Origin of the sequence: Paraburkholderia kirstenboschensis (genome assembly GCF_904848585.1) — a bacterium.
In the GTDB taxonomy this organism is placed as follows: Bacteria; Pseudomonadota; Gammaproteobacteria; order Burkholderiales; family Burkholderiaceae; genus Paraburkholderia; species Paraburkholderia kirstenboschensis.
In genome coordinates this window covers 499,333-518,986 of the sequence record NZ_CAJHCR010000005.1, presented here as the reverse complement: position 1 = coordinate 518,986, position 19,654 = coordinate 499,333, and the positions used below count along the sequence as shown (strand labels likewise).

Genomic DNA, 19,654 nt, shown 5'->3' with positions numbered 1-19,654 from the left:
AAGGCCTTCGGGCGAAAATGCCCAGCATGTCGGGGAAAACGCGAGCAAGAGTATTTGCTTGACATCGGCTGTTCCGCTTCGCTATGTTGCAGTGGTTGAACGAGACGCCCGGCGCAGTCGACCGGCGGACTTCATACCAAGAAGCGAGGAGACGCAATGACTGTTCCGCACAGGTTGGCGCTCAGGCTGGTGTCGGTATGTCTCGCGGCGAGCGCCGCATTCGGCTCGGCTGCGCATGCGGCCGATCCGGTCACACTCAATATCGTCGACGTAGCCGGCGATCTCCAACTTACGCGCGCCGGCTTCGAGGCGTTCAAAGCGAAGTACCCGAACCTCGTCGCGAATATCACCTACACGAATGCGCCCGCCCCGCAATTGCCCGGCAAGATCAAGGCTATGCAGGGCGCCGGCCGCTCCGACATCGACCTGGTACTGACCGGCACCGACGCACTCGCAGCCGGCATCGAACAGAACCTGTGGACCAAACTGCTGCCCGACAACGCGGCGCAATTCCCCGGCGTGCTCGACAAATACGCGCCTGGCCCGCGCAAGATGCAGGAGCTGGCGCAAGGCTACGGTCTGGAGGTCGCGTATATGCCTGCCGGGCCGCTGCTCGAATACAACCCCGCCAAGGTCAGCGATCCGCCGAAAACGCCCGAGCAACTGCTGCAATGGTGCAAGGCGCATCCGGACAAGCTGATCTACGCGCGACCCGCGAACTCGGGACCGGGCCGCACGTTCCTGATGGGCTTGCCCTATGTGCTCGGCGACAAGAATCCGCAAGACCCCATCAACGGTTGGGACAAGACCTGGGCCTTCCTCAAGCAGCTGAACGAATGCATTCCTTACTATCCGGGCGGCACGTCCGCGGTGATGAAGGAGTTGGGCGAAGGCACGCGCGACATGACCTTGACGGTAACGGGCTGGGACATCAATCCGCGCGCGCTCGGCATCGTGCCTGCCGATTTCCGCGTGCAGGCGTTCGACAACATGACGTGGGTGAACGACGCGCACTACATGGTGGTTCCCAAGGGCGTACCGAAGGAAAAGCTCGACGTGCTCTACAAGCTGATGAATTTCATGCTCGAGCCCGCGCAGCAGGCCATGACTTACGACGACGGTTACTTCTATCCGGGTCCGGCGATCAAGGGCGTCACCGTCGAGCAGGCCCCCGCGCATAGCCAGGAAGTCCTGAAGAAGTACGGGCGGCCCGAGTACGCGAAGCTGCTGGCGGAACGCCCGCACGTGTTGCCGCTCAATGCAGCCGCGATGGTCGCCGCCTTCAGGAAATGGGACACGGAAGTCGGCGCTCAAAAGACGAAATAGCCGAGGCCGGATAGCCGCGCCCACTCGTGCGAGTGCGACTCGCGCGTGACGCGTCACGCGCATCAGGGAACCGCCATGAAGCATCACTTCGAACAGTTGCGGCTCGACTCGGTGAGCCGCAGTTTCACGAATGCGGAAGGCCAGTCGATCGCCGCGCTGGAGGGGCTCGATCTGAACATCCGGCGCGGCGAATTCATCGCGTTGCTCGGGCCTTCAGGCTGCGGCAAGTCGACGGCGCTGAACTGCATCGCCGGTTTGCAGCCGCTGAGCGGAGGGGGCATCTGGCTCGATGACAAGCGTATCGATGTGTTGCCGCCGGAAAAGCGCGGCTTCGGCATGGTGTTTCAGAACTACGCGCTGTTCCCGCATATGAGCGTGCTCGACAACGTCGGCTTCGGCCTGAAGATGCGCGGCGTCGGCAAAAGCGAAATCATGCGGCGCGCGCGGGAGGCATTGCAACTCGTGCAACTGGTCGGCCATGAGCGCAAGCTGCCCGGCCAACTGTCGGGCGGTCAGCAACAGCGCGTGGCGATTGCGCGCGCGATTGTGATCGAGCCGCCGCTGATTCTGATGGACGAGCCGCTGTCGAATCTCGACACCAAGTTGCGCATCGAGATGCGCGCTGAAATCCGCCGCATTCATAGCCAACTCGAACGCGCGACGCTGTACGTCACGCACGACCAGGACGAAGCGCTTTCGATGGCCGACCGCATCGTCGTGATGAGAGAGGGCGTCGTGCAGCAGGTCGCCACGCCGAAAGAGGTCTATACGCGCCCGCAGAATCTGCATGTCGCGCGTTTCATGGGCTATCGCAACGTCGCTGAATTCACGCTCGAAGGCATGCAAGGCGAAGGCGTCGCGGTGAGTGCGAACGGTGTGCGTCTGATCGGCACGCCGATGGCAGGCTTCAACGGCAAGCGTGTAAGCGTGGCGCTGCGCCCGGAGGACATGGAACGCACGGCGCCCGGAGCCGAGAATGCGTTCGACGCGCTAGTGACCGTCGTCGAATACGGCGGCAATAGTTCGCTGCTGCGCGTGAAGACCGCGTTCGGCGATTTGTGGGCACGCGTCGCGGGCGAGTTCGTCGAGGGACAACATATCAGCTTGCGTGTGCCGCCTTCGCGCACGCTCGTCTATGACGCAGAGGCGGCATGAGCACGCCCATGCCGTCAGCGCCTGTCGCGCCAGCAGCGCAGCGCGATAGCAAGGCGTGGCTCGTCACGCCGGCGTTGCTCTTCATCGTCGCGTTGTTCATCTATCCGTTCGCGTACGGTCTCGCGCTGTCGTTCCGGCCGATGAACGGCGGCAGTGCATGGGCCAACTATCTGACGTTCTTCACCGACACGTCGATGTGGCCCACCATCATCGTCACGCTGAAGTTGGCCGTGCCGGCCACGCTGATCAACGTTGGTGTGTCGGTGCCCGTCGCATTCGCGTTGCGCCGGCATTCGCGGTATCAGAAGTTCGTGACCACGTTACTGGTCATTCCTGTCACGCTCGGCACGGTGCTGATCGCCGACGGCATGCTCACTTACTTCGGACCCAACGGCTGGTTTCCGCAGGCACTGCAAGGCATGCATCTCTATACGAGCGAAGTGCGGCTCACGCATAACTTCTGGGGCGTGCTGATCTCGCTGATCGTGTCCGGATTTCCGTTCGCGTTTCTATTGACGCTGTCGTACGTGACCGGCATCGACCCGACGCTCGCGAGCGCCGCCGCGACGCTTGGCGCAAGTCCTTGGGAGCAGTTTCGCCGCATCTATTTGCCGCTGCTGGTGCCCGGTTTGACGATGGCCGCCTGCCTCTCGTTCGTGCAGGCGTTTTCGGTGTTTCCATCGGCAGTACTGCTTGGCGCGCCCGCCGGGCCGACTCGCGTGATGTCGATTGCCGCAGCGGAAGCCGCTTTCGAAAGTTATGACTATTCGCTCGCATCCGCGATTGCGATGGTGATGGGCTTCGTGCAACTGGTGGTGGTCGCGGCCATGCTTGGCGCGCGCCGCTTCTTCTACAGCGGCCCTGCAACTGGAGGCAAAGGCTGATGACGACCGAGCGTGGCGGCGCGCCGGCTTCATGGTCCGCGTCCGAATCGAAACAGCAGGGCGACGACGCACGCGAGCCGAGGCGCGTAAAGCAGCGTGCGAGCGTGCCGGGCCGCGTGTGGCGCGTGATCGTGTGGGGCGCGATGGTGTTTTTCCTTGCCAACGTCGTGCTGCTGATCGCCACGGTAGCGGTCAATTCGATCGCGACGCGCTGGTTCGGCACGTTGCTTCCGCAGGGCTTCACGCTGCATTGGTATGCGCAGGCGTGGAGCGATTTCCAGCTGGCGAGCGTGTTGTGGGTGACGGTCGAAGTAGTCGGCGCTGTCGTGCTGCTGTCGGTGCTGCTCGGCGTGCCGGCGGCATATGCGCTCGCGCGCGTGCAGTTTCGCGGCAAGCGCATTGCGATGCTGATCTTCCTCTTGCCGTTGATGGTGCCGCCCGTCACGTACGGCATTCCGATGGCGACCGTGATGTACAAGATCGGTCTCGCCGGCACGCTGAGCGGCGTGATACTTGCGAATCTCGTGCCCGCGCTGCCGTTCGTGATTCTCGTGATGACGCCGTTCATCGAGCAGATCGATCCGAATCTCGAAGCGGCTGCGCGCATTTTCGGCGCGAACACGTTCCGTTATTTCCGCTACGTGCTGCTGCCCCTGCTCGTGCCCGGCATGCTGGCCGCGGCGCTTCTGGTGCTGGTGCGCACCATCGGCATGTTCGAACTGACATTCTTCACGGCAGGGCCCGCGACGCAGACGCTCGTGGTCGCGTTGTACTACGCGGTGTTTTCAACCGGCGTGCGCGCGCCGCAATCCATCGACGCCATGGCGATGATCTACATGGCGATCACGCTGGTCTGGGTGTTGATCGCGCTGCAGTTCGTGAGCCCCACACAGATCGTCTCGCGCGTGAAGGAACAGAAGCGTTGAGCGGCGCAATGCGTCTCGCGAAGTGGGGCGCTCAGTAGCCGACGCGATAGACGCGGCCCGTCTGCGCGCCTTCCACGCTGCGTAAATACGCTTGTGCGGCGCGTTGCGCGCTGACCGGCTCGAAGCCGCGAAAGTACGGCCCGTAGGCGCCCATTGATTCGGTCAGCACAGTCGGACTCACTACATTGATGCGGATACCGCGTGGCAATTCGATCGCCGCGCCGCGCACAAAACCTTCGAGAGCGAGATTGACGGTCGTCGCATTCGCGCCCTCGCGAATCGGCTCGTCGCCGACGATGCCGCTCGTCAGCGTGAACGAGCCGCCGTCGTTCACGTAGTTCTGCGCCGCCAGCACGACGTTGATCTGTCCCATGAGTTTGTCGCGCAGGCCGACCCAGAACTGTTCGCTGCTCATTTGCTCGAGCGGGCCGAAATGCAGTTTGCCTGTCGCGGTGACGACGCCATCCACCTTGCCGAGTTCGCGAAAGAGCCGCTCGACGCTCGCTGGATCGGTGCTGTCCACTTGATACTGGCCGCGCGTAGCGCCTACTTCAATGACTTCGTGGCGAGCCTTCAGCGCCTCACTGACTGCCTGGCCCAGCGTGCCCGTGGCGCCGATCACGACGATCTTTTTCATTTGCCGCTCCATTGAGTTTGATGTGCAACGATTGTGCGCCGCGTCGGACAGCACAAAAAGCCGTAGCGGGGAGCAGGTCTTGCAACCGTCGGTTTCTAATCAACGACAGGCGATAAAAAACGCGCATGTATTTAAACAATGCGCGCTTTGATATCCACCGACAAATCGGCCTTCGTCCAGATTCAAACGAAAGTGCAAATCGACAGATTATTTCACGCGCTCTATTTCGATCACGCGTGTGGGTCGCAAATGATTAAGGGCGTAATGAATGCGGCCGCGATGATGGCGGTTTTCGCTGGGGCGCGAATAGTCGAACAGTTCATCGGTCGAATGGAGCGCCTGCGGTTCGAACATCCCTTTGTCGATTACCGTGTAGCCCGGTTCGAGCGCGAGCAGCAGGTGATTGCCGCCCACGCGGCTATCGAATCCGGCCATGCCGTCGAGCGCTTCCGGCACGCTGTTGTCGAGCGACGCGTTGCTGGTGGTGATTTCGTCGACTGCGATGGGACTCTGGCCCGCAATGCGCGCGGCTTCGTGGTTCTTGCCGTCGGTGTCGACCGTGCTGTCGTGTGAGCGGTCATTGTGCGATTCGGCGGTACGCGGCCCGCTCGGGCCAGTTGGCTTGCTGGCGTCTGCTGCCTTGTCGATATGGGTGTTCATATGCATTCTCCTTTCAAGAAGTCGGGTTCAGAACTGCAAGCTCCGTTCCCTCACCTAGGCGATTGCGTGCGCGCGCCTTTCGTTTTTTTTAATGAACGCGCATTTTCTACAGAGTATGATCATACTCCGGCGAGCGGAGCGTGCTCTTCATGAGCGCTTAATTGGGTTCTCGCGGGTTCTCGCGAGATTCACATCGCTGTTTATCAACCGGTGCAACGAGCGCGGGCTTACTCAAAACATTCTACGGGGCCGTCAGGGCGGGTGACACATGCACTTCGATGCTGCATTCACACATCGCGGCTATTTGTTAAATTGCGCACCGGCGCGTGCCGGCGACGGCAGTTGGCAACCTTACGTAGTCATTTCGCGGTCGAGCGACGGTGAACTCGTCGCCAACCGCTTTTTCCCGACCGATCTGTGCTTTCGCGACGAAGCCGCCGCAATCGCCCATGCGCGCGACTGGGCGGTGCGCTGGATCGACGCGAGCAGTCTGACCATCTGAGCGCACCTCGCGTTTGCCTTGCGCGCAACGCTGCGCGAGCCACCGCAAAACGCGGTAATCTCTCGGGACAATCACTCGATACCGTGCTCCTCGCGCGGCGCTGTCCTTCTATGCCTAATGTGCCTTCCCACAACTGGGGCCTTGAACAGATCGTCGCGGACCTGCGTGCGTCGCGTGAAGAGTTGCACCGTACGCGGCATCCGCTCGGCATTCGTGAACTGCCGTCGCGCGAAGCGGTGGTCAACATCGTCGCGGGGCTGCGCGCCGCGCTGTTTCCCACGCACTATGGCGCGCCGGATCTGACCGACGAAACCGTCGACTACTACGTCGGACACACTCTCGAAAGCACATTGCGTTTGCTCGCGGAACAGATCCGCCGCGCGCTGCGGTTTCTGCCGGAACACGCGCAAACGCCGGAGACGGAATTGCGCGAGCGTGCCTTCGAAGTTGCGCGCCAGTTCGGCACGCAGTTGCCGGGCATTCGCGCGCTGCTCGTCAGCGACATTCAGGCGGCGTTCACGGGCGACCCGGCCGCGCAGCACATCACCGAAATTCTGCTCTGCTATCCCGGCGTATGGGCGATGACGCATCACCGTCTTGCTCATGCGCTGCATCGTCTCGGCGTGCCGTTGCTCGCGCGCTTCATCAACGAGATCGCGCACTCGGCAACCGGCATCGACATTCACCCCGGCGCGACGATCGGTCCGAGCTTTTTCATCGACCACGGCACGGGCGTCGTGATCGGCGAAACGGCGATCATCGGCGAACACGTGCGCGTGTATCAGGCGGTGACGCTCGGCGCGAAGAGCTTCGCCGCGGATATCGACGGCGCGCTGATCAAGGGCAATGCGCGGCATCCAATCGTCGAGGACGACGTGGTGATCTACGCCGGCGCGACGATCCTTGGACGAGTGACGATTGGGCGCGGCTCGGTGATCGGCGGCAATGTGTGGCTCACGCATAGCGTGCCGCCGGGCAGCAGCGTGTCGCAAGGCAAGGTCCGCGAAGGCGAGCGGGGCGAAGAAGGGCGGCGTTGATGCGCGAGCGCGACGCATCGCGTGGCCGTGTCCACATGCCTCGTTGCGCGATTGCAGGCGTCGAGGCGACGGTGGCCCAAACCGCGCATGCGTTTCCTCGCCATTCGCATGACCGCTTTGGCGTCGGTGTGATTCTAAGCGGCGGGCATAAATCGGCGAGCGGTCGCGGGCCGGTCGAAGCGCGCGCCAACGACGCGATCATGGTGAATCCCGGCGAAGTGCACGACGGCAGTCCGCTCGACGAGCGTGGCCGCGCGTGGCGAATGCTCTATTTCGAGCCGTCGATGCTGGTGAGCGCGGCGGCCGAACTGAGCGGCGCGGCGGCGCGCGAGATAGAACTCACGCAGCCCGTGGTGCACGACCCGCTACTCAAACATCTTTTCGAACGATTATTCGCCGTGGCGGTAGAGGCGCCGTGTGCGCCCGACGCCTTGGCGCGTGAGCAGGCGTTGCTCGAACTGCTTGCGCATCTGCTTGACGTTCATGCAACCAGGCAGGCAACCCGGCAGGCAAGCAATCAAACGCACGCTTTATCGTCGCGTCCCGCGGGACCGATTGCGCGTGCGAAAGCGCGCATCGACGACGATCCGTCAGCGCCGCTCACACTCGCCGATCTCGCCGGCGAAGCCCGCATGAGCCGCTTCCAGTTGCTGCGAGCGTTCGCGCATGAAATTGGCTTGCCGCCGCACGCATATCGGATGCAGCGGCGCGTGGTGCTGGCGCGGCAATGGATAGCGCGCGGCGCGTCGCTCGCCGACGCGGCCGCCGCTGCGGGCTTTGCCGATCAGAGTCACATGACGAGGGCTTTTGTGCGCCTGCTTGGCGTCACGCCCGCGAACTACGCTGCGGCGATGCGTTGACGCGAACTCACGCTGCGCCAAAATCAACGCGGGATTCACAAGCGCAGGTGCTGCCACACATCTAGTCCGTGCATGCCGGGCAATCCGACATGCCGACCGACAAACCAGGCCGCCGCCCACGAAGCCGCGACCACGATCAGGTCGCAATGTCCGCTATTCCATAGATTCAACGAATGCCGCCCGGCGATCCACGGCACACCGAGCGGGTTGGGCCAGTCGGCGAGCAGATGCATCAGGCCGCCGCATGCGAAGCCGAACGCGGGCGCTGCGTAGATCGAATGCCCGAGTTCCCAGTACGAAACCGCGAGCAGCGCGATCCAGCCAACGCCCCAATGCGTCAACGTGCGATGCGCGATCCACAACCGGCGTGCGCGCGACCACCACGCGACTTCGAGCCAGTCAGGCGCCGTGCTTCCCGCTACGCCCGCGATAAAGCTCATTAGTACGCCGATATAAAACGCGCCGTCGTGACTGCCGCCGATGCGCGCGACAACCGCCGCCGCAATGACGCCCGCCGCGAAACCGGTTGCGTGATGTGCTTTGCTGGATGCCATCGGAATTCACGACGCAGCGCGCCGCATGAAGAAGAGGGCGGCTATGTTCGCGGATAGACGCGCAAAAAATAGCCGGGACGTCGATAAAAACGTGTCCCGGCATCGTATGTCAGGCATTAATCAAAGGTGCATTCAACGCGAACCACTCGCGTGCCAGTTGCAACGATCAGGTCGCACAGCGTGCAATATTGAAGCGCATTTCTGGTTCCGGCGGATCGTCGGGCGCGTTGGCCGGATGCATCACCTTGATCACCGAGCCCGCGTTCGACGGCGTCAGCGTGACGAAGTATGAATTGTTCGAGTCTGAGCCGACCGCGATCTCGGTCGCGCTGCCCACTCGCGACAGGCGAACTCTCGACAAGCGGCTTTCCAGGCAACTGGCAATGTACGCGGGAGCGCGTTGCGACGACACGTAGATCATGGGCTGCGACGCGTCGCGTGCGGCAGGGCCGTTGGAGGAACCGCAAGCCGCGAGGGTGGCGATCGCCACGGCGGCAGGAGCAAGCAGGAAAGTTCGTTTCATGGTGAGGTCGTCGGCGCCCCCGGTCATTTCGGGAATCTTGTGCGGGCGAAGCATAGCGCGGTCAATGCACCGAGCCATAGAGCGATCGACGCAATGCGATGCTTCGCGACAAAGCCGCCTTCACTCGCGTTGCGCTCTCGCCGAAACCACACGCAGCGAACACGCTCCATCGCGAAGAAAAATGCGGACGCCCGAGTATACCGAGCACGCGCTCGCGCCGTCACTTTCGTTACAAGCTGAAACGTTGCGTCCATGAAAAAACCCGCGACGTGATCGTGTCACGGGCGGGTCGGAGGCAGCGCGAATCGGTAGGCTCGCGCTGCAAGCACTGCGTGGAGATTTAGAAACGGTGACGCAATCCGACAGCCGCCGCAACCTGATTACCAGTGGACGACGGCGCGAGCGTATTGATCGCCGCCACGTTCGAGCCAAAGTTGCCGAGTTCGCCCGATGCATGCTGATACACGCCTTCGACGTAGACGTCGGTACGCTTGCTCAGCGAGTAGTCGCCTTGCAGCGAGACCGTATGCCATTTCGGATCGCCCGAGCCGTTCGAGCCCGACATCTTGCCGTCCGTGAACGTGTACGAAGCCGCGAGGCTCATTGCCGGCGTCAGCGCGTAGCGGCCGTTCACTTCGTAGTTGTCCAGGTGCAGGTTGGTGCCGGCAATGCCTGGCAGCGTCGCGCCGCCGACGTCGATGCCGGTGATGCCGTCCAGTTGCGTATGCGTGTACACGAAGCCCGCCGTTGCCGGACCGTATGTGTAGTTGATGCCCGCACCATAGGTGCGCTGCAGGTTGGCCGCGATCTGCGCAGTGCCGTCGCCTTGCGAGACGGCGCCGCTCAGATTGGAGCTGCCCGACTTGTTCAGTTGCAGATAAGCCGCCGCGACGCTCAGCGGGCCATTGTCATACGAAGCGCCCGCGCTCCATGCGCGATTGTTCGAGAACTGGCCAGCCGAATTGCTGAAGCCGTACAGGCCGCCGAACTTCAGGCCCGCATAATTCGCGCTCGTGTACTTGACCGCGTTCTTGATCGAGAACGAGTTGTCCAGGTTGTCGTTGTCGAACGGGTGGGCCGCGAGATTGTTGCCGTAGCCCGCGCCCGCTTCGGACAGCGGCGCGAGATAGTCGACCACGGAATCGTATTGACGGCCGAGCGTCAGCGTACCGTACTGGTCGCTCTTCAAGCCGACGAAAGCCTGGCGGTTGAAAATCGTGTTGCCTTCGGAGAACTGGCCGTTGTTCAGATTGAAGCCGCTCTCCAACGTGAAGATGGCGTGCAGACCGCCGCCCAGGTCTTCGCTGCCGCGCAAGCCGAAGTACGTGTTCGACACCGAACCGCTACCTTGCTGCCAGTTGCTGTGGCCGCCCTGATTGTTCGAATACACGAGGCCGGCGTCGAGCATGCCGTACAACGTGACGCTACTTTGTGCGTGTGCGTTGAGCGCGAATGCGCCCATGAGACCTGCTGCGATGAGGGTTCTTTTCATTTCATGACTCCAGGGACAATGCATCGAGAATCGCATTCGGTTGACGCCGTGGACTGCGCAGATAGCGTCGGCCACGTGACGATCCGCTGCGAAGTGTATTCCCGCTATTCGCTTATTCAATTGAGCGAATGTCGCAACAGTCATTTCCAGAATTCGTAATGAAGATATTCGAATGGCGTAAGTGCGCACAAATAAAGAGGAATTGGCAACGCGCGCGAATAGGGCGACGCATTCCATGTTATCCCGTTGTTGCCGGCGCGCTACGGCTTTCAAAGTGCCTTATTGCAGAACCTTTGCTGAGGCTGCCGGCGTAAGGTCGAATTGCCTGCGATTCACGCAATAAAGCATTTGTCGTCTGGGACTCTATTCGGTTCGTCGCCAGATCTGATATCTGTTTGCCTTCATCAAAGGGCGCGTCTTATCAAATTTTTTACGCTGCTTTCAGGCTGTTTTTTCGCCATTTTTATAATGGCTTTATAAGTTCCGTTTAAACGGCGAAATGCACTATTTCCACGCGCGAAATGACCGCCAGGACTTGTCCGTTCGTCAGAGCGCGGCGTTCGGCGCGCCGGAGGCGGGTAGAATTGCATGCTCGATATGTGTTTCAAGCCCAGCGATAGTGAGTGAACCTGTAATGACCGACCCAACCCTTCCCTCGTCCGACCAAGCTGCTGAACCCACGACGGAAGGCGCGTCCGCACCCGATACCACGCAGATCGAAAGCGAGCCCGAAACGCTGCACGAAGCGCGTCTTTGGCGCGACGACGGCTGGACCGCGCGCGTCATCAAGAACGAAGACGACGAAGGCTGGGCTGTCGAAATGATCAAGGACGGCGAAGCGGAGCCCGCGCTTGTCGGCCCATGGACAATGGGTCGCAACAAGAAAGACCCGAAGCCGCTCGACACGGGCGCGTTCAATACGCTCGTGAAAACCGCGTCTGAAGTGCTGCGCCGGCATGAGCAGCAGTTGCGCGCGCAACTTCACAAGGAAGTGCGTGTGTCGAGCGCGGACGGCAACAACGAGCTCGACATCACGCTAGATATCGTGCCGGATGAGGATGAACCGTACGCGCTGTTGACCGCGCTCGACACATTCGGCGAGCAACTCGCGCAAGTGCAGGTCGCGCCTAATTTCAAGCTTAGCAAGGCGAGCGCTTCAGCATGGGTCGAGAATGACTTCCGGCGTCCCGGCTGAGTCCAGCTCTTAACGTGGTTGTGGTCGGAGTGAATATTACCAACTGCTGTCAATATACTTTCACATTCGCTTCATAGAATCCTCGCGTCATAGCGGCGCGAGCGCGAACCATGCGGTTTGAATCCGAGTCGTGCCGGCTGTGAGTTACCCACGCCACCCACAACCAGGATTACGACAACATGGCTGAGCCGTTCGACCCTTCCCGCCGCAAGGCCTTGAAACTGTTCGCCGGCGTGCCGATGTTGCCATTAGGCGGTCTCGCCACGGCTTCCATGCTGAGCGCGTGCGGCGGCAGCGACGATCTCGCGACGCCGGTCAAGCCGGTTGCCAATTTCGTGTCCGCGGCTTTCAGCGCAATGGCGGCGCCGACGCTGGCGGATCCTGCCGCAATGGCGAAAACCACGGTCGGCTCCTCGCTGACGGTGCAGTTGAGCGACGGCAGCAGCCGCACGTTCAAGCTCTCATACCAGCCGTTCTTCATTACCGGCGACATGGTCCCGAACATCAAGGGCGGGTCGATTCTTGCCGGCGGCTACGTGGACATCAACAATCAGCCGATCATCGACAAATCGGTTGCCGGCAAGGAGCGTCAGTTCTACTCCGATTGCCCGGACGGCAGTTCGCTGATCCGTCTCGACAGTCCGACCGTGAAGGGAATCAAAGGCAACGCCGTGTTCGCAGTCGTGCAGTTCGAGTACGCGACACGCGACCAGAGCCTGGTGTCGATGTACGGTCAGTTGCCGTCGCCGATCGCCGTGCTGACGCTCGACCAGGACCCGGCCACCGGCAAGCTCACGCTCGTCGGCTATCACAACGTCGATACGTCGAAAGTGCATGGCTTGTGGATTACCTGCGGCGCGAGCCTGTCGCCTTGGAACACGCATCTGTCGAGCGAAGAGTATGAGCCGGACGCTGCGACCATCTCTTCCAATAGCCAGTTCAAGGGGTTCAGCCGCAACCTGTTCGGTAGCGAGACGACGGCGAATCCGTATCACTACGGCCATTTGCCGGAGGTCACCGTCAATCCGGACGGCACCGGTACGATCAGGAAGCATTACTGCCTTGGCCGCATTTCGCACGAACTGGTTCAGGTGATGCCGGACAAGCGCACCGTGCTGATGGGCGACGACGCCACCAACGGCGGCCTCTTCATGTTCGTCGCCGACCGCGAGGCCGACCTGTCGGCGGGCACGCTGTATGTCGCGAAGTGGACGCAGGTGTCGTCGAGCGGCGCGGGCGCGGCGATGCTTTCATGGATCAACCTGGGCCACGCAACCAGCGACGAAATCGAGTCGCTCGCGAACACGCTGACCGCGGCCGACATCATGGACGTCAAGACCGCCGATCCGCTCGACACGTCGTACACGAAGATCAACTTCAACGGCACGTTCAACTGGATCCGCGTAAAGCCGGGCATGACCAAAGCCGCGACTTTCCTCGAGACGCATCGCTACGCGGCGCTCGTCGGCGGGAGCATGGGCTTCACGAAACTCGAAGGCACGACGGTCAATATCAAGGACAAGGTGCTGTATTCGGCGATGTCGCGTGTCGAGAAATCGATGGTGCGGGGCAACGCCGCGTCGACGGACGTGGCGGTCGACAAAGCAATCAGCGCCGGCGCGGTCTACGCGCTCAATATGAAAGGCGGCCAGCTCGACCGCAGCGGCGGCGCGATCAACAGCAACTGGGTGCCGGTCGATATGGCGGCGCCCGCGGCGCTCGTTGGCGAAGATCTGTCAACCGCCGACGCGCTCGGCAACACGGCGAACGCCGAGCGTATAGCGAACCCGGACAACCTCAAGTTTTCGGAGAAGCTGCGAACGCTCTTCATTGGCGAAGACAGCAGCATGCACGTGAACAACTTCCTGTGGGCGTACAACGTCGACACGAAGACGCTGTCGCGCGTGCTGTCGTGTCCAGCGGGCGCGGAGTCGACGGGCCTGCACGCCGTCGACGAAATCAACGGCTGGACCTACGTGATGAGCAACTTCCAGCACGTGGGCGATTGGGAAAGTCCGTTGCACGACAAGGTCAAGGCCACGCTCGATCCGCTCGTGCGGGCCAACTATAAGGACCGCTTCGGCGCGACGGTCGGCTATCTGACGGCCGATCCGACGTCGATCAAGTTGTAACGTGGCGGCAGGCGGCGCGGATCGTGAAGCGCCGCCTTAACTCCGCTTGCAGAAGATCGCCGTGATGAGCGGCGCCACGCGGTGCACGATTGCCGTGCCGCCGGTTGCCGTCACCGCGGCCCGTACCTTCGATTCGCTTCCGAACACCACCACGCCGTACGCCGAGCGTGCCACCGGCTCGCCTTCTCCAACGCGGAACATGGGATCGTCCTTCTCATAGCCGACCACCGCGAATATGTGAAATCCAAATGCGGTCAGGTCCGCCCCTTGCGCGGGAGAAAATGCGTTGATCGAGTTGCTTTCGACGCGGGTCGGCTTCGGGTCGATTAGCTGGTTTCCGGCAAGATCGGCGATGAATTGATGGCCGCTTTCATTGCAGGCAAGCGGCGCGTCCAGAGCGGTCGCATGAGCGGCGAACGGCAGCCCGAGCGCCACGGCAACAAGTGCGGCTGTGCAGAAGACACGCGAAGCGGCAGGCGAAAGAAAGCGTTTCATAGCGTGAAAGGCGACGTAGTCGAGGTACTGCGATGTACTGCGGATCTACTGCGATGTGGTGCGCTGTAGTGTGTCCGCAACGGGCTGCGCGGACAAATACAGAGCGGCGCAAACTGCGAACACTGTTTGCATCGAAATGATTCTGCGGGACAGGCGCAACAGGACTCGCACTTTATCGCGATTCGGCAAATCCTGCTTCATGTACAGGCAGTCGGCAATCCGTTCACGAGGCCGATTAACCGCAAACAAACTGACGGGAAGAAAGCAATCTTTCTCGATCCCGTATATATTTCCGGGTTATGAATTCGCGACCCCAGACTCCAATTAATGTTCCGCCGCCCCGAACCTGGGACGCGCGGCTAGCCCGCCGGCTCGTGACACCGCTTATTAACACGCGCGTCACGCCCAATCATCTGACTACGCTGCGTCTGCTGATCGGCGTTGCAGGCGCGCTGTGCCTCGCGCGTGGCGGTTTCGCGTGGGTCAATGCGGGCGCGGCTCTTATCGTCCTGTCTAACTTCGTCGACCATACCGACGGCGAGCTTGCGCGCATCAGCGGGAAGTCGAGCCGGATCGGTCATTTTTACGACCTCGCCTCCGATGCGCTTGTCACCGTCATGCTGTTTATCGGCATGGGTGTGGGCGCTGGAGCGTCGAATATCGGCGGGCTGACAGTCGCGCCGGGTTGGCTCGGCGCGGTCGCCGGCATTGCCGTCGCGGTGATTTTCTTCCTGCGCATGCGCATCGAGGAAATGGCCGGCAAGGCTGGCACAAAGCAGGCCGCCGTGGGCGGCTTCGAAACGGAAGACGTGTTGTATCTGCTGCCCATCGTCACGCTGACGAGCGTCGTGATGCCGTTCGTCGTGGCCGCTTCGATCGGTGCGCCGCTCTTCGCCGTGTGGGTGATGATCGACTACTGGCGCGTCGCGCGCCGTACCGCGCAGCCAGCTGAAGCTGGCGCGGGTGCTTCTGAAACCCATCAAGTATTGGCCGGTAAATGAGCACGCAAGCGAGTACACACGCCGAAGACGACGTGGCCGCGTCTACGCGCACAGAACATGCCGCGCCCGCAATGCAGCCGGCGCCCGCCGCGCCGGACGCCGACCGCGCGGTTGCGAGCCGCACGCGCACGTTCGACAATCCGCGCTTGCGCAAGGACTTCGCCGGGCAGGGCGCATTTCTCTATCTGGAAGATTTCCTCGCGCCGGAAGTTACCGCGCAACTCGTGCACAGCGCGCGTGCGCTGCTCGACGAAGTGAACCGCAACTACCTGCCGGGCCACAAGCAGGGCGGCAGCGTGAGCCGTCACACGATCGACCGTCTCGCGCCGTTCATCGCCGAACTGTATCGCTCGAAGGAACTGATCGCCTGGCTCGAACACCTGAGCGGCGACAAGCTGCAAGTGTCGCCGGCGGACGATCCGCACGCGTACGCGCTGTATTACTACACGCGGCCAGGCGATCACATTGGCTGGCACTACGACACTTCGTACTATGACGGCCGCCGTTACACACTGCTGCTTGGCGTGATCGACGAATCGTCGTGCCGTCTCGACTACGAATTGCACACGCGCAATCCGGATCTGCCGGATCAGCCCGGCTCGGTGCAGATTCCGCCTGGCGGCCTGGTGTTTTTCGACGGCGACAAGCTGCGTCATCGCATCACGCCGGCCGGCCCGAACGAGATGCGCGTGTCGCTCACTTTTGAATACGTCACCGACCCGAACATGCGTCCGTGGCGCCGCCTGATTTCCAACATGAAAGACGCCATCGCGTATTTCGGCTTCCGCCAGGTGTTTCGTCAAATGACTCAGGCGAAAACCCGCGACAAGGACCGCGCATGAGTCGCGCAGCCCTGATTTTGCTGTCGATCGGGACGGCGTTGTTTGTCGGCCTGCTCGCGTGGCAGGGTTTCGGCTCGGTAGTGTCGACGCTGCTTGCCGCCGGTTGGGGGCTCGCACTTGTCGCCGCGTTTCACGTGGTGCCGCTCGCGCTGGACGCCGGCGCGATCTCGGTGCTGTTGCCGCGCCACCGCGACGGCGGGCGTCACGATCTGTCGGTGCGGGACGCGCTGTTCGCGCGCTGGATCGGTGAATCCGTGAACAGTTTGCTGCCGGCCGGCCAGATCGGCGGACCGGTGGTGATGGTGCGGCGGCTGTCGCAGCGCGGCATGCCGATGCGCGACGCGGCTGCGGCCATCACCGTGAGCACGACCGCCCAGGCGCTCGCGCAAATCGTTTTCGCGCTCTTCGGGCTGCTGATGTTCGGCGCCTACGCGGCGCACGGCGCGCTGCACGACCTGCAAACCGCCACGCTGATTGCAACGGCGGTGCTTGGCGGCATGATCGTCGGCTTTTATTACGCGCAACGGCGCGGGCTGTTTGGCCGGCTGCTCGGCGTGGCGTCGAAACTGTTCGGCAAACGCGACTGGTCCGGGCTGATGACACGCGCCGAAGCCGTCGACGCAGCCGTGCAGGCCATGTACCGCGAGCGCGCCCGGGTCGCTGCGAGCTTTGCGCTGAGTCTTGCCGGCTGGATCGTCGGCACCGTGGAAGTGTGGCTCGCGCTGCGTTTTCTCGGCCATCCGGTCGACTGGGTCGACGCGCTGCTGCTCGAAAGCGTCGGCCAGGCAATTCGTGGCGCGGCCTTCATGATTCCCGGCTCGCTCGGCGTGCAGGAAGGCGGCTACTTGCTGCTTGCGCCGCTGGTGGGTCTGCCGCCCGACGCGGCGCTCGCGTTGTCGCTGACCAAGCGCGCGCGCGAAATCCTGCTAGGCTTGCCGGGTCTGCTGGTCTTGCACTTCAGCGAACGAAGCTGGCAAAGGCGGCGTGCCCTTGGGCGCGTTCCCGCTGTCGATTAAACTCCGTATCTTTTCAAAGGACCGCGCATGCGTGCCATCATCCTCGCTGCGGGCCTCGGCCTGCGTCTCCAGCAACCGCCGGAAGCCCAGTTCCCGAAGTGCCTGTTGCAGTTCGACGGTATGAGCCTGCTCGAACGGCATCTGCAGATGCTCGAAACCGCCGGCGTGACAGAAGTCGTGCTGGCGCTCGGTTTTCAGCCCGAGTCGGTGCAGGCGGAACTGGCGCGCATCAACTGGCCGCACAAGGTTGAAACCGTGCTGAACACGCGTTACGACCTGGGCAGCGTGCTGACGGTGCACACGGTGGCCGAGGCGCTCACGCGCGGCGGCGACGTGCTGCTGATGGACGCCGACGTGCTCTACGACGAGCGCATCCTGGCCGCGCTGGTCGCGGGCGAGACGGTCAACCGTCTGTTGATCGACCGCGATTTCGAAGCCGGCGACGAGCCCGTGAAGCTGTGCCTGAAAGACGGCGTGCCGGTCGAATTGCGCAAGCAGCTCGCTGTCAATCTGGAGTACGACACCATCGGCGAATCGGTCGGCTTTTTCCGCTTCCGTCAGGAAACGGCCGAGCGCTTTGCACAAATCGTGGCAGGCTACATCGACAGCGGCCGGGCCAATCTGCCGCACGAAGAAGCGGTGCGCGACCTGCTGCTCGAGCGCAGCCAGGTGTTCGATACCGCCGACGTCACCGGCGCGCCGTGGATCGAAATCGACTTCCCGAACGACGTCGCTCGCGCGACCGCTGAGATTCTGCCGCAGTTGCAGCCGCTCGTCAGCGCGTCGCGTTGACATCCCGCTGACGGCGAGACACTGCGCAAAGAGCCGGCTCCGTGCCGGCTCTTTGTCGTTCAAAGACTATCCAGGGCGCATCGCAACTTTCGTTGCCGCTGCAATGCCATAATCGACGCTTTATACCGGCGGCCTTGCCAACCGTCGCCCTGCCAATGCCTTTCGCTTTAGGCGCTTTCATTGTTCCGCTGATCGTCGCGTGTGCGATGTTCATGGAAAACGTGGACGGCACGGTCATCGTGACGTCGCTGCCCGTTCTGGCGCGCGATCTTGGTCAGGACCCCATCACCCTCAAGCTGGCCGTCACCGCGTATGTGATCGGCCTCGGTGTCTTCATTCCGATTTGCGGCTGGGTCGCCGACCGCTTCGGTTCGCGCACGGTGTTTCGCACGGCCATCGGCATCTTCATGGCCGGCTCGCTGATGTGCGCGGCATCGACCTCGCTTGGCATGTTCGTGGTCGCGCGCTTCGTGCAAGGCATTGGCGGCGCGATGATGGTGCCGGTGGGGCGCATCATCATTTTCCGTTCAGTGCCGAAATCGGACTTCATACGCGCGGTCAATTATCTAACGGTGCCGGCGCTGCTCGGGCCTGTGGTCGGGCCGCCGCTCGGTGGCTTCATCACCACGTATCTACATTGGCGCCTGATCTTCTTCGTCAATATTCCGATTGGTTTGATCGGCATCTGGCTCGCCAATAAACACATCGCCAACGTGCGCGAAGCGCATCCTGGCCGGCTCGACTGGACGGGCTTCCTGTTGTCCGCGAGCGGCGCTTCGCTGTTCATGCTCGGACTTTCGCTGGTGGGCGGCGAACTGGTGCCCGACATCGTGTCGTTCGGCATGTGCGCTGTGGGCGTCGTGCTGCTGGTGGGTTACGTGCTGTACGCGAATCGCGTGGAGTTGCCGGTGCTCGATCTGCGCCTTTTGCGTATTCCGAGTTTCCATGCGAGCGTGGCGGGCGGGTCGCTCTTTCGCATCGGTCTTGGCGCCGTGCCGTTTCTGTTGCCGCTAGCGTTGCAGGAAGGCCTCGGCATGACTCCGTTTCTGTCCGGTTCGATCACATGCGCGTCCGCATTCGGCTCGATCTTCATGAAGGCGGCGACCTCGCGCATACTCGGACGCTTTGGCTTTCGCACCGTGCTGATGGTCAACGCGGGCTGCGCGGGCATTGTCATCGCGATCTACGGCCTGTTCTTTCCCGGCACGCCGCACTGGTTGATCTGGTGCGTCGTGCTGGTCGGCGGCTTCTTTCCGTCGCTGCAGTTCACGTCGTTGAACACGTTGGCGTACGCCGATATTCCCAGCCGCGACGTGGGCCGCGCGACGAGCGTCGCAAGCGTGATCCAGCAGCTTTCGCTCGGGCTGGGCGTGACCATCGCGGGCATCGTGCTGCAGATTTCGCACAACGTGCAGGGTCATTCGCGCATCGTCTTCTCGGACTTCTGGCCGGCGTTCGTCGTGGTCGGTCTGTTCTCATTCCTGTCTATTCCGGTCACGGCACGTTTGCCGCACGACGCCGGCGATGAAATCGCCCGCGGCCGCCGCGGCACGGCGTGACGCCTGAAGACGACTCGCTGGTTTGGTGTGCCGCAGCAGTCTTCCTACGGGCTACCGCGGCTTCGC

The 19,654-nt window shown here is 62.3% G+C and carries 20 protein-coding genes; 14 read left to right on the top strand and 6 right to left on the bottom strand.

Annotated features, from left to right (window positions below; all coding sequences use genetic code 11):
• Positions 1-156: 156 nt before the first annotated feature.
• From JMY24_RS17650 to JMY24_RS17635, 4 genes are all read left to right on the top strand, one after another.
• Entirely contained in the window at positions 157-1,326 is a 1,170-nt protein-coding gene (locus tag JMY24_RS17650) for an extracellular solute-binding protein (protein WP_128587624.1), read from the top strand.
• Positions 1,327-1,401: 75 nt separating this feature from the next.
• Positions 1,402-2,481 carry an ABC transporter ATP-binding protein gene (locus JMY24_RS17645; protein ID WP_128596341.1) on the top strand — a complete coding sequence of 360 codons (1,080 nt, stop codon included), beginning with the start codon at positions 1,402-1,404 and terminating at the stop codon, positions 2,479-2,481.
• Positions 2,478-3,365: an ABC transporter permease gene (locus JMY24_RS17640; protein ID WP_128586012.1), complete on the top strand. Its 888-nt coding sequence runs from the start codon at positions 2,478-2,480 to the stop codon at positions 3,363-3,365. The genes JMY24_RS17645 and JMY24_RS17640 overlap by 4 nt, the downstream gene beginning before the upstream one ends.
• The gene (locus JMY24_RS17635) at positions 3,365-4,291 is read left to right on the top strand and encodes an ABC transporter permease (RefSeq protein ID WP_128586011.1); all 927 of its coding nucleotides are present in this window, start codon (positions 3,365-3,367) and stop codon (positions 4,289-4,291) included. The genes JMY24_RS17640 and JMY24_RS17635 overlap by 1 nt, the downstream gene beginning before the upstream one ends.
• Positions 4,292-4,322: 31 nt before the next feature.
• Here JMY24_RS17635 and JMY24_RS17630 read toward each other — a convergent pair whose 3' ends face one another.
• Positions 4,323-4,928 carry a short chain dehydrogenase gene (locus JMY24_RS17630; protein ID WP_128596342.1) on the bottom strand — a complete coding sequence of 202 codons (606 nt, stop codon included), beginning with the start codon at positions 4,926-4,928 and terminating at the stop codon, positions 4,323-4,325.
• A 207-nt stretch (positions 4,929-5,135) separates the two neighbouring features.
• Positions 5,136-5,588: a DUF3005 domain-containing protein gene (locus tag JMY24_RS17625; protein WP_128586010.1), complete on the bottom strand. Its 453-nt coding sequence runs from the start codon at positions 5,586-5,588 to the stop codon at positions 5,136-5,138.
• A 268-nt stretch (positions 5,589-5,856) separates the two neighbouring features.
• On the opposite strand from JMY24_RS17625, the gene JMY24_RS17620 reads away from it, so the two are divergent.
• From JMY24_RS17620 to JMY24_RS17610, 3 genes are all read left to right on the top strand, one after another.
• Entirely contained in the window at positions 5,857-6,090 is a 234-nt protein-coding gene (locus tag JMY24_RS17620) for a hypothetical protein (protein WP_027776289.1), read from the top strand.
• Positions 6,091-6,200: 110 nt separating this feature from the next.
• Entirely contained in the window at positions 6,201-7,127 is a 927-nt protein-coding gene (gene epsC / locus JMY24_RS17615; protein ID WP_128596343.1) for a serine O-acetyltransferase EpsC, read from the top strand.
• Positions 7,127-7,987, top strand: a complete 861-nt coding sequence (locus JMY24_RS17610) for an AraC family transcriptional regulator (protein WP_201702533.1) — start codon at positions 7,127-7,129, stop codon at positions 7,985-7,987. The genes epsC and JMY24_RS17610 overlap by 1 nt, the downstream gene beginning before the upstream one ends.
• A gap of 35 nt (positions 7,988-8,022) precedes the next feature.
• Here the strand turns inward: JMY24_RS17610 and JMY24_RS17605 are convergent, their stop codons facing one another.
• The 3 genes from JMY24_RS17605 to JMY24_RS17595 form a co-directional block, all read right to left on the bottom strand.
• A complete protein-coding gene (locus JMY24_RS17605; RefSeq protein WP_128596344.1) occupies positions 8,023-8,541 on the bottom strand; it encodes a metal-dependent hydrolase in 519 nt (172 codons plus the stop codon).
• A 166-nt stretch (positions 8,542-8,707) separates the two neighbouring features.
• Positions 8,708-9,064 carry a sugar ABC transporter ATPase gene (locus JMY24_RS17600; RefSeq protein ID WP_128596345.1) on the bottom strand — a complete coding sequence of 119 codons (357 nt, stop codon included), beginning with the start codon at positions 9,062-9,064 and terminating at the stop codon, positions 8,708-8,710.
• Between the two features lie 340 nt (positions 9,065-9,404).
• Positions 9,405-10,556: a porin gene (locus JMY24_RS17595; RefSeq protein WP_128596346.1), complete on the bottom strand. Its 1,152-nt coding sequence runs from the start codon at positions 10,554-10,556 to the stop codon at positions 9,405-9,407.
• 634 nt (positions 10,557-11,190) lie between these two features.
• On the opposite strand from JMY24_RS17595, the gene JMY24_RS17590 reads away from it, so the two are divergent.
• Together JMY24_RS17590 and JMY24_RS17585 are read left to right on the top strand one after the other, a co-directional pair.
• Positions 11,191-11,751, top strand: a complete 561-nt coding sequence (locus JMY24_RS17590) for a hypothetical protein (RefSeq protein ID WP_128596347.1) — start codon at positions 11,191-11,193, stop codon at positions 11,749-11,751.
• A 179-nt stretch (positions 11,752-11,930) separates the two neighbouring features.
• The gene (locus JMY24_RS17585; RefSeq protein ID WP_128596348.1) at positions 11,931-13,883 is read left to right on the top strand and encodes a PhoX family protein; all 1,953 of its coding nucleotides are present in this window, start codon (positions 11,931-11,933) and stop codon (positions 13,881-13,883) included.
• Between the two features lie 36 nt (positions 13,884-13,919).
• On the opposite strand, the gene JMY24_RS17580 is transcribed toward JMY24_RS17585, so the two are convergent.
• Positions 13,920-14,378 carry a hypothetical protein gene (locus JMY24_RS17580; protein ID WP_128596349.1) on the bottom strand — a complete coding sequence of 153 codons (459 nt, stop codon included), beginning with the start codon at positions 14,376-14,378 and terminating at the stop codon, positions 13,920-13,922.
• A gap of 299 nt (positions 14,379-14,677) precedes the next feature.
• Between JMY24_RS17580 and JMY24_RS17575 the strand changes: the two genes are divergently transcribed.
• The 5 genes from JMY24_RS17575 to JMY24_RS17555 all read left to right on the top strand — a co-directional run bounded on the left by JMY24_RS17575 (position 14,678) and on the right by JMY24_RS17555 (position 19,588).
• The gene (locus JMY24_RS17575; RefSeq protein ID WP_128596350.1) at positions 14,678-15,379 is read left to right on the top strand and encodes a CDP-alcohol phosphatidyltransferase family protein; all 702 of its coding nucleotides are present in this window, start codon (positions 14,678-14,680) and stop codon (positions 15,377-15,379) included.
• Positions 15,376-16,221 carry a HalD/BesD family halogenase gene (locus JMY24_RS17570; protein ID WP_201702531.1) on the top strand — a complete coding sequence of 282 codons (846 nt, stop codon included), beginning with the start codon at positions 15,376-15,378 and terminating at the stop codon, positions 16,219-16,221. Before JMY24_RS17575 ends, JMY24_RS17570 begins: the two co-directional genes overlap by 4 nt.
• Entirely contained in the window at positions 16,218-17,237 is a 1,020-nt protein-coding gene (locus JMY24_RS17565) for a flippase-like domain-containing protein (protein ID WP_201702529.1), read from the top strand. The genes JMY24_RS17570 and JMY24_RS17565 overlap by 4 nt, the downstream gene beginning before the upstream one ends.
• Before the next feature lie 27 nt (positions 17,238-17,264).
• Complete coding sequence (locus tag JMY24_RS17560) at positions 17,265-18,029, top strand: phosphocholine cytidylyltransferase family protein (protein ID WP_128596354.1); 765 nt, start codon at positions 17,265-17,267, stop codon at positions 18,027-18,029.
• Positions 18,030-18,163: 134 nt separating this feature from the next.
• Positions 18,164-19,588 (top strand): MFS transporter, encoded by a 1,425-nt coding sequence (locus tag JMY24_RS17555; protein WP_268960787.1) that lies wholly within the window; start codon positions 18,164-18,166, stop codon positions 19,586-19,588.
• The last annotated feature ends 66 nt before the right edge of the window (positions 19,589-19,654 follow it).

What these genes read in the sequence shown, in the direction of transcription:
- JMY24_RS17580 (WP_128596349.1), bottom strand. Translation starts at nt 14,378, where the DNA reads ATGAAACGCTTTCTTTCGCCTGCCGCTTCGCGTGTCTTCTGCACAGCC.
- JMY24_RS17640 (WP_128586012.1), top strand. Translation starts at nt 2,478, where the DNA reads ATGAGCACGCCCATGCCGTCAGCGCCTGTCGCGCCAGCAGCGCAGCGC.
- JMY24_RS17650 (WP_128587624.1), top strand. Translation starts at nt 157, where the DNA reads ATGACTGTTCCGCACAGGTTGGCGCTCAGGCTGGTGTCGGTATGTCTC.
- JMY24_RS17610 (WP_201702533.1), top strand. Translation starts at nt 7,127, where the DNA reads ATGCGCGAGCGCGACGCATCGCGTGGCCGTGTCCACATGCCTCGTTGC.
- JMY24_RS17560 (WP_128596354.1), top strand. Translation starts at nt 17,265, where the DNA reads ATGCGTGCCATCATCCTCGCTGCGGGCCTCGGCCTGCGTCTCCAGCAA.
- JMY24_RS17630 (WP_128596342.1), bottom strand. Translation starts at nt 4,928, where the DNA reads ATGAAAAAGATCGTCGTGATCGGCGCCACGGGCACGCTGGGCCAGGCA.
- JMY24_RS17645 (WP_128596341.1), top strand. Translation starts at nt 1,402, where the DNA reads ATGAAGCATCACTTCGAACAGTTGCGGCTCGACTCGGTGAGCCGCAGT.
- JMY24_RS17590 (WP_128596347.1), top strand. Translation starts at nt 11,191, where the DNA reads ATGACCGACCCAACCCTTCCCTCGTCCGACCAAGCTGCTGAACCCACG.
- epsC (WP_128596343.1), top strand. Translation starts at nt 6,201, where the DNA reads ATGCCTAATGTGCCTTCCCACAACTGGGGCCTTGAACAGATCGTCGCG.
- JMY24_RS17565 (WP_201702529.1), top strand. Translation starts at nt 16,218, where the DNA reads ATGAGTCGCGCAGCCCTGATTTTGCTGTCGATCGGGACGGCGTTGTTT.
- JMY24_RS17620 (WP_027776289.1), top strand. Translation starts at nt 5,857, where the DNA reads ATGCACTTCGATGCTGCATTCACACATCGCGGCTATTTGTTAAATTGC.
- JMY24_RS17585 (WP_128596348.1), top strand. Translation starts at nt 11,931, where the DNA reads ATGGCTGAGCCGTTCGACCCTTCCCGCCGCAAGGCCTTGAAACTGTTC.
- JMY24_RS17600 (WP_128596345.1), bottom strand. Translation starts at nt 9,064, where the DNA reads ATGAAACGAACTTTCCTGCTTGCTCCTGCCGCCGTGGCGATCGCCACC.
- JMY24_RS17595 (WP_128596346.1), bottom strand. Translation starts at nt 10,556, where the DNA reads ATGAAAAGAACCCTCATCGCAGCAGGTCTCATGGGCGCATTCGCGCTC.
- JMY24_RS17575 (WP_128596350.1), top strand. Translation starts at nt 14,678, where the DNA reads ATGAATTCGCGACCCCAGACTCCAATTAATGTTCCGCCGCCCCGAACC.
- JMY24_RS17625 (WP_128586010.1), bottom strand. Translation starts at nt 5,588, where the DNA reads ATGAACACCCATATCGACAAGGCAGCAGACGCCAGCAAGCCAACTGGC.
- JMY24_RS17635 (WP_128586011.1), top strand. Translation starts at nt 3,365, where the DNA reads ATGACGACCGAGCGTGGCGGCGCGCCGGCTTCATGGTCCGCGTCCGAA.
- JMY24_RS17570 (WP_201702531.1), top strand. Translation starts at nt 15,376, where the DNA reads ATGAGCACGCAAGCGAGTACACACGCCGAAGACGACGTGGCCGCGTCT.
- JMY24_RS17605 (WP_128596344.1), bottom strand. Translation starts at nt 8,541, where the DNA reads ATGGCATCCAGCAAAGCACATCACGCAACCGGTTTCGCGGCGGGCGTC.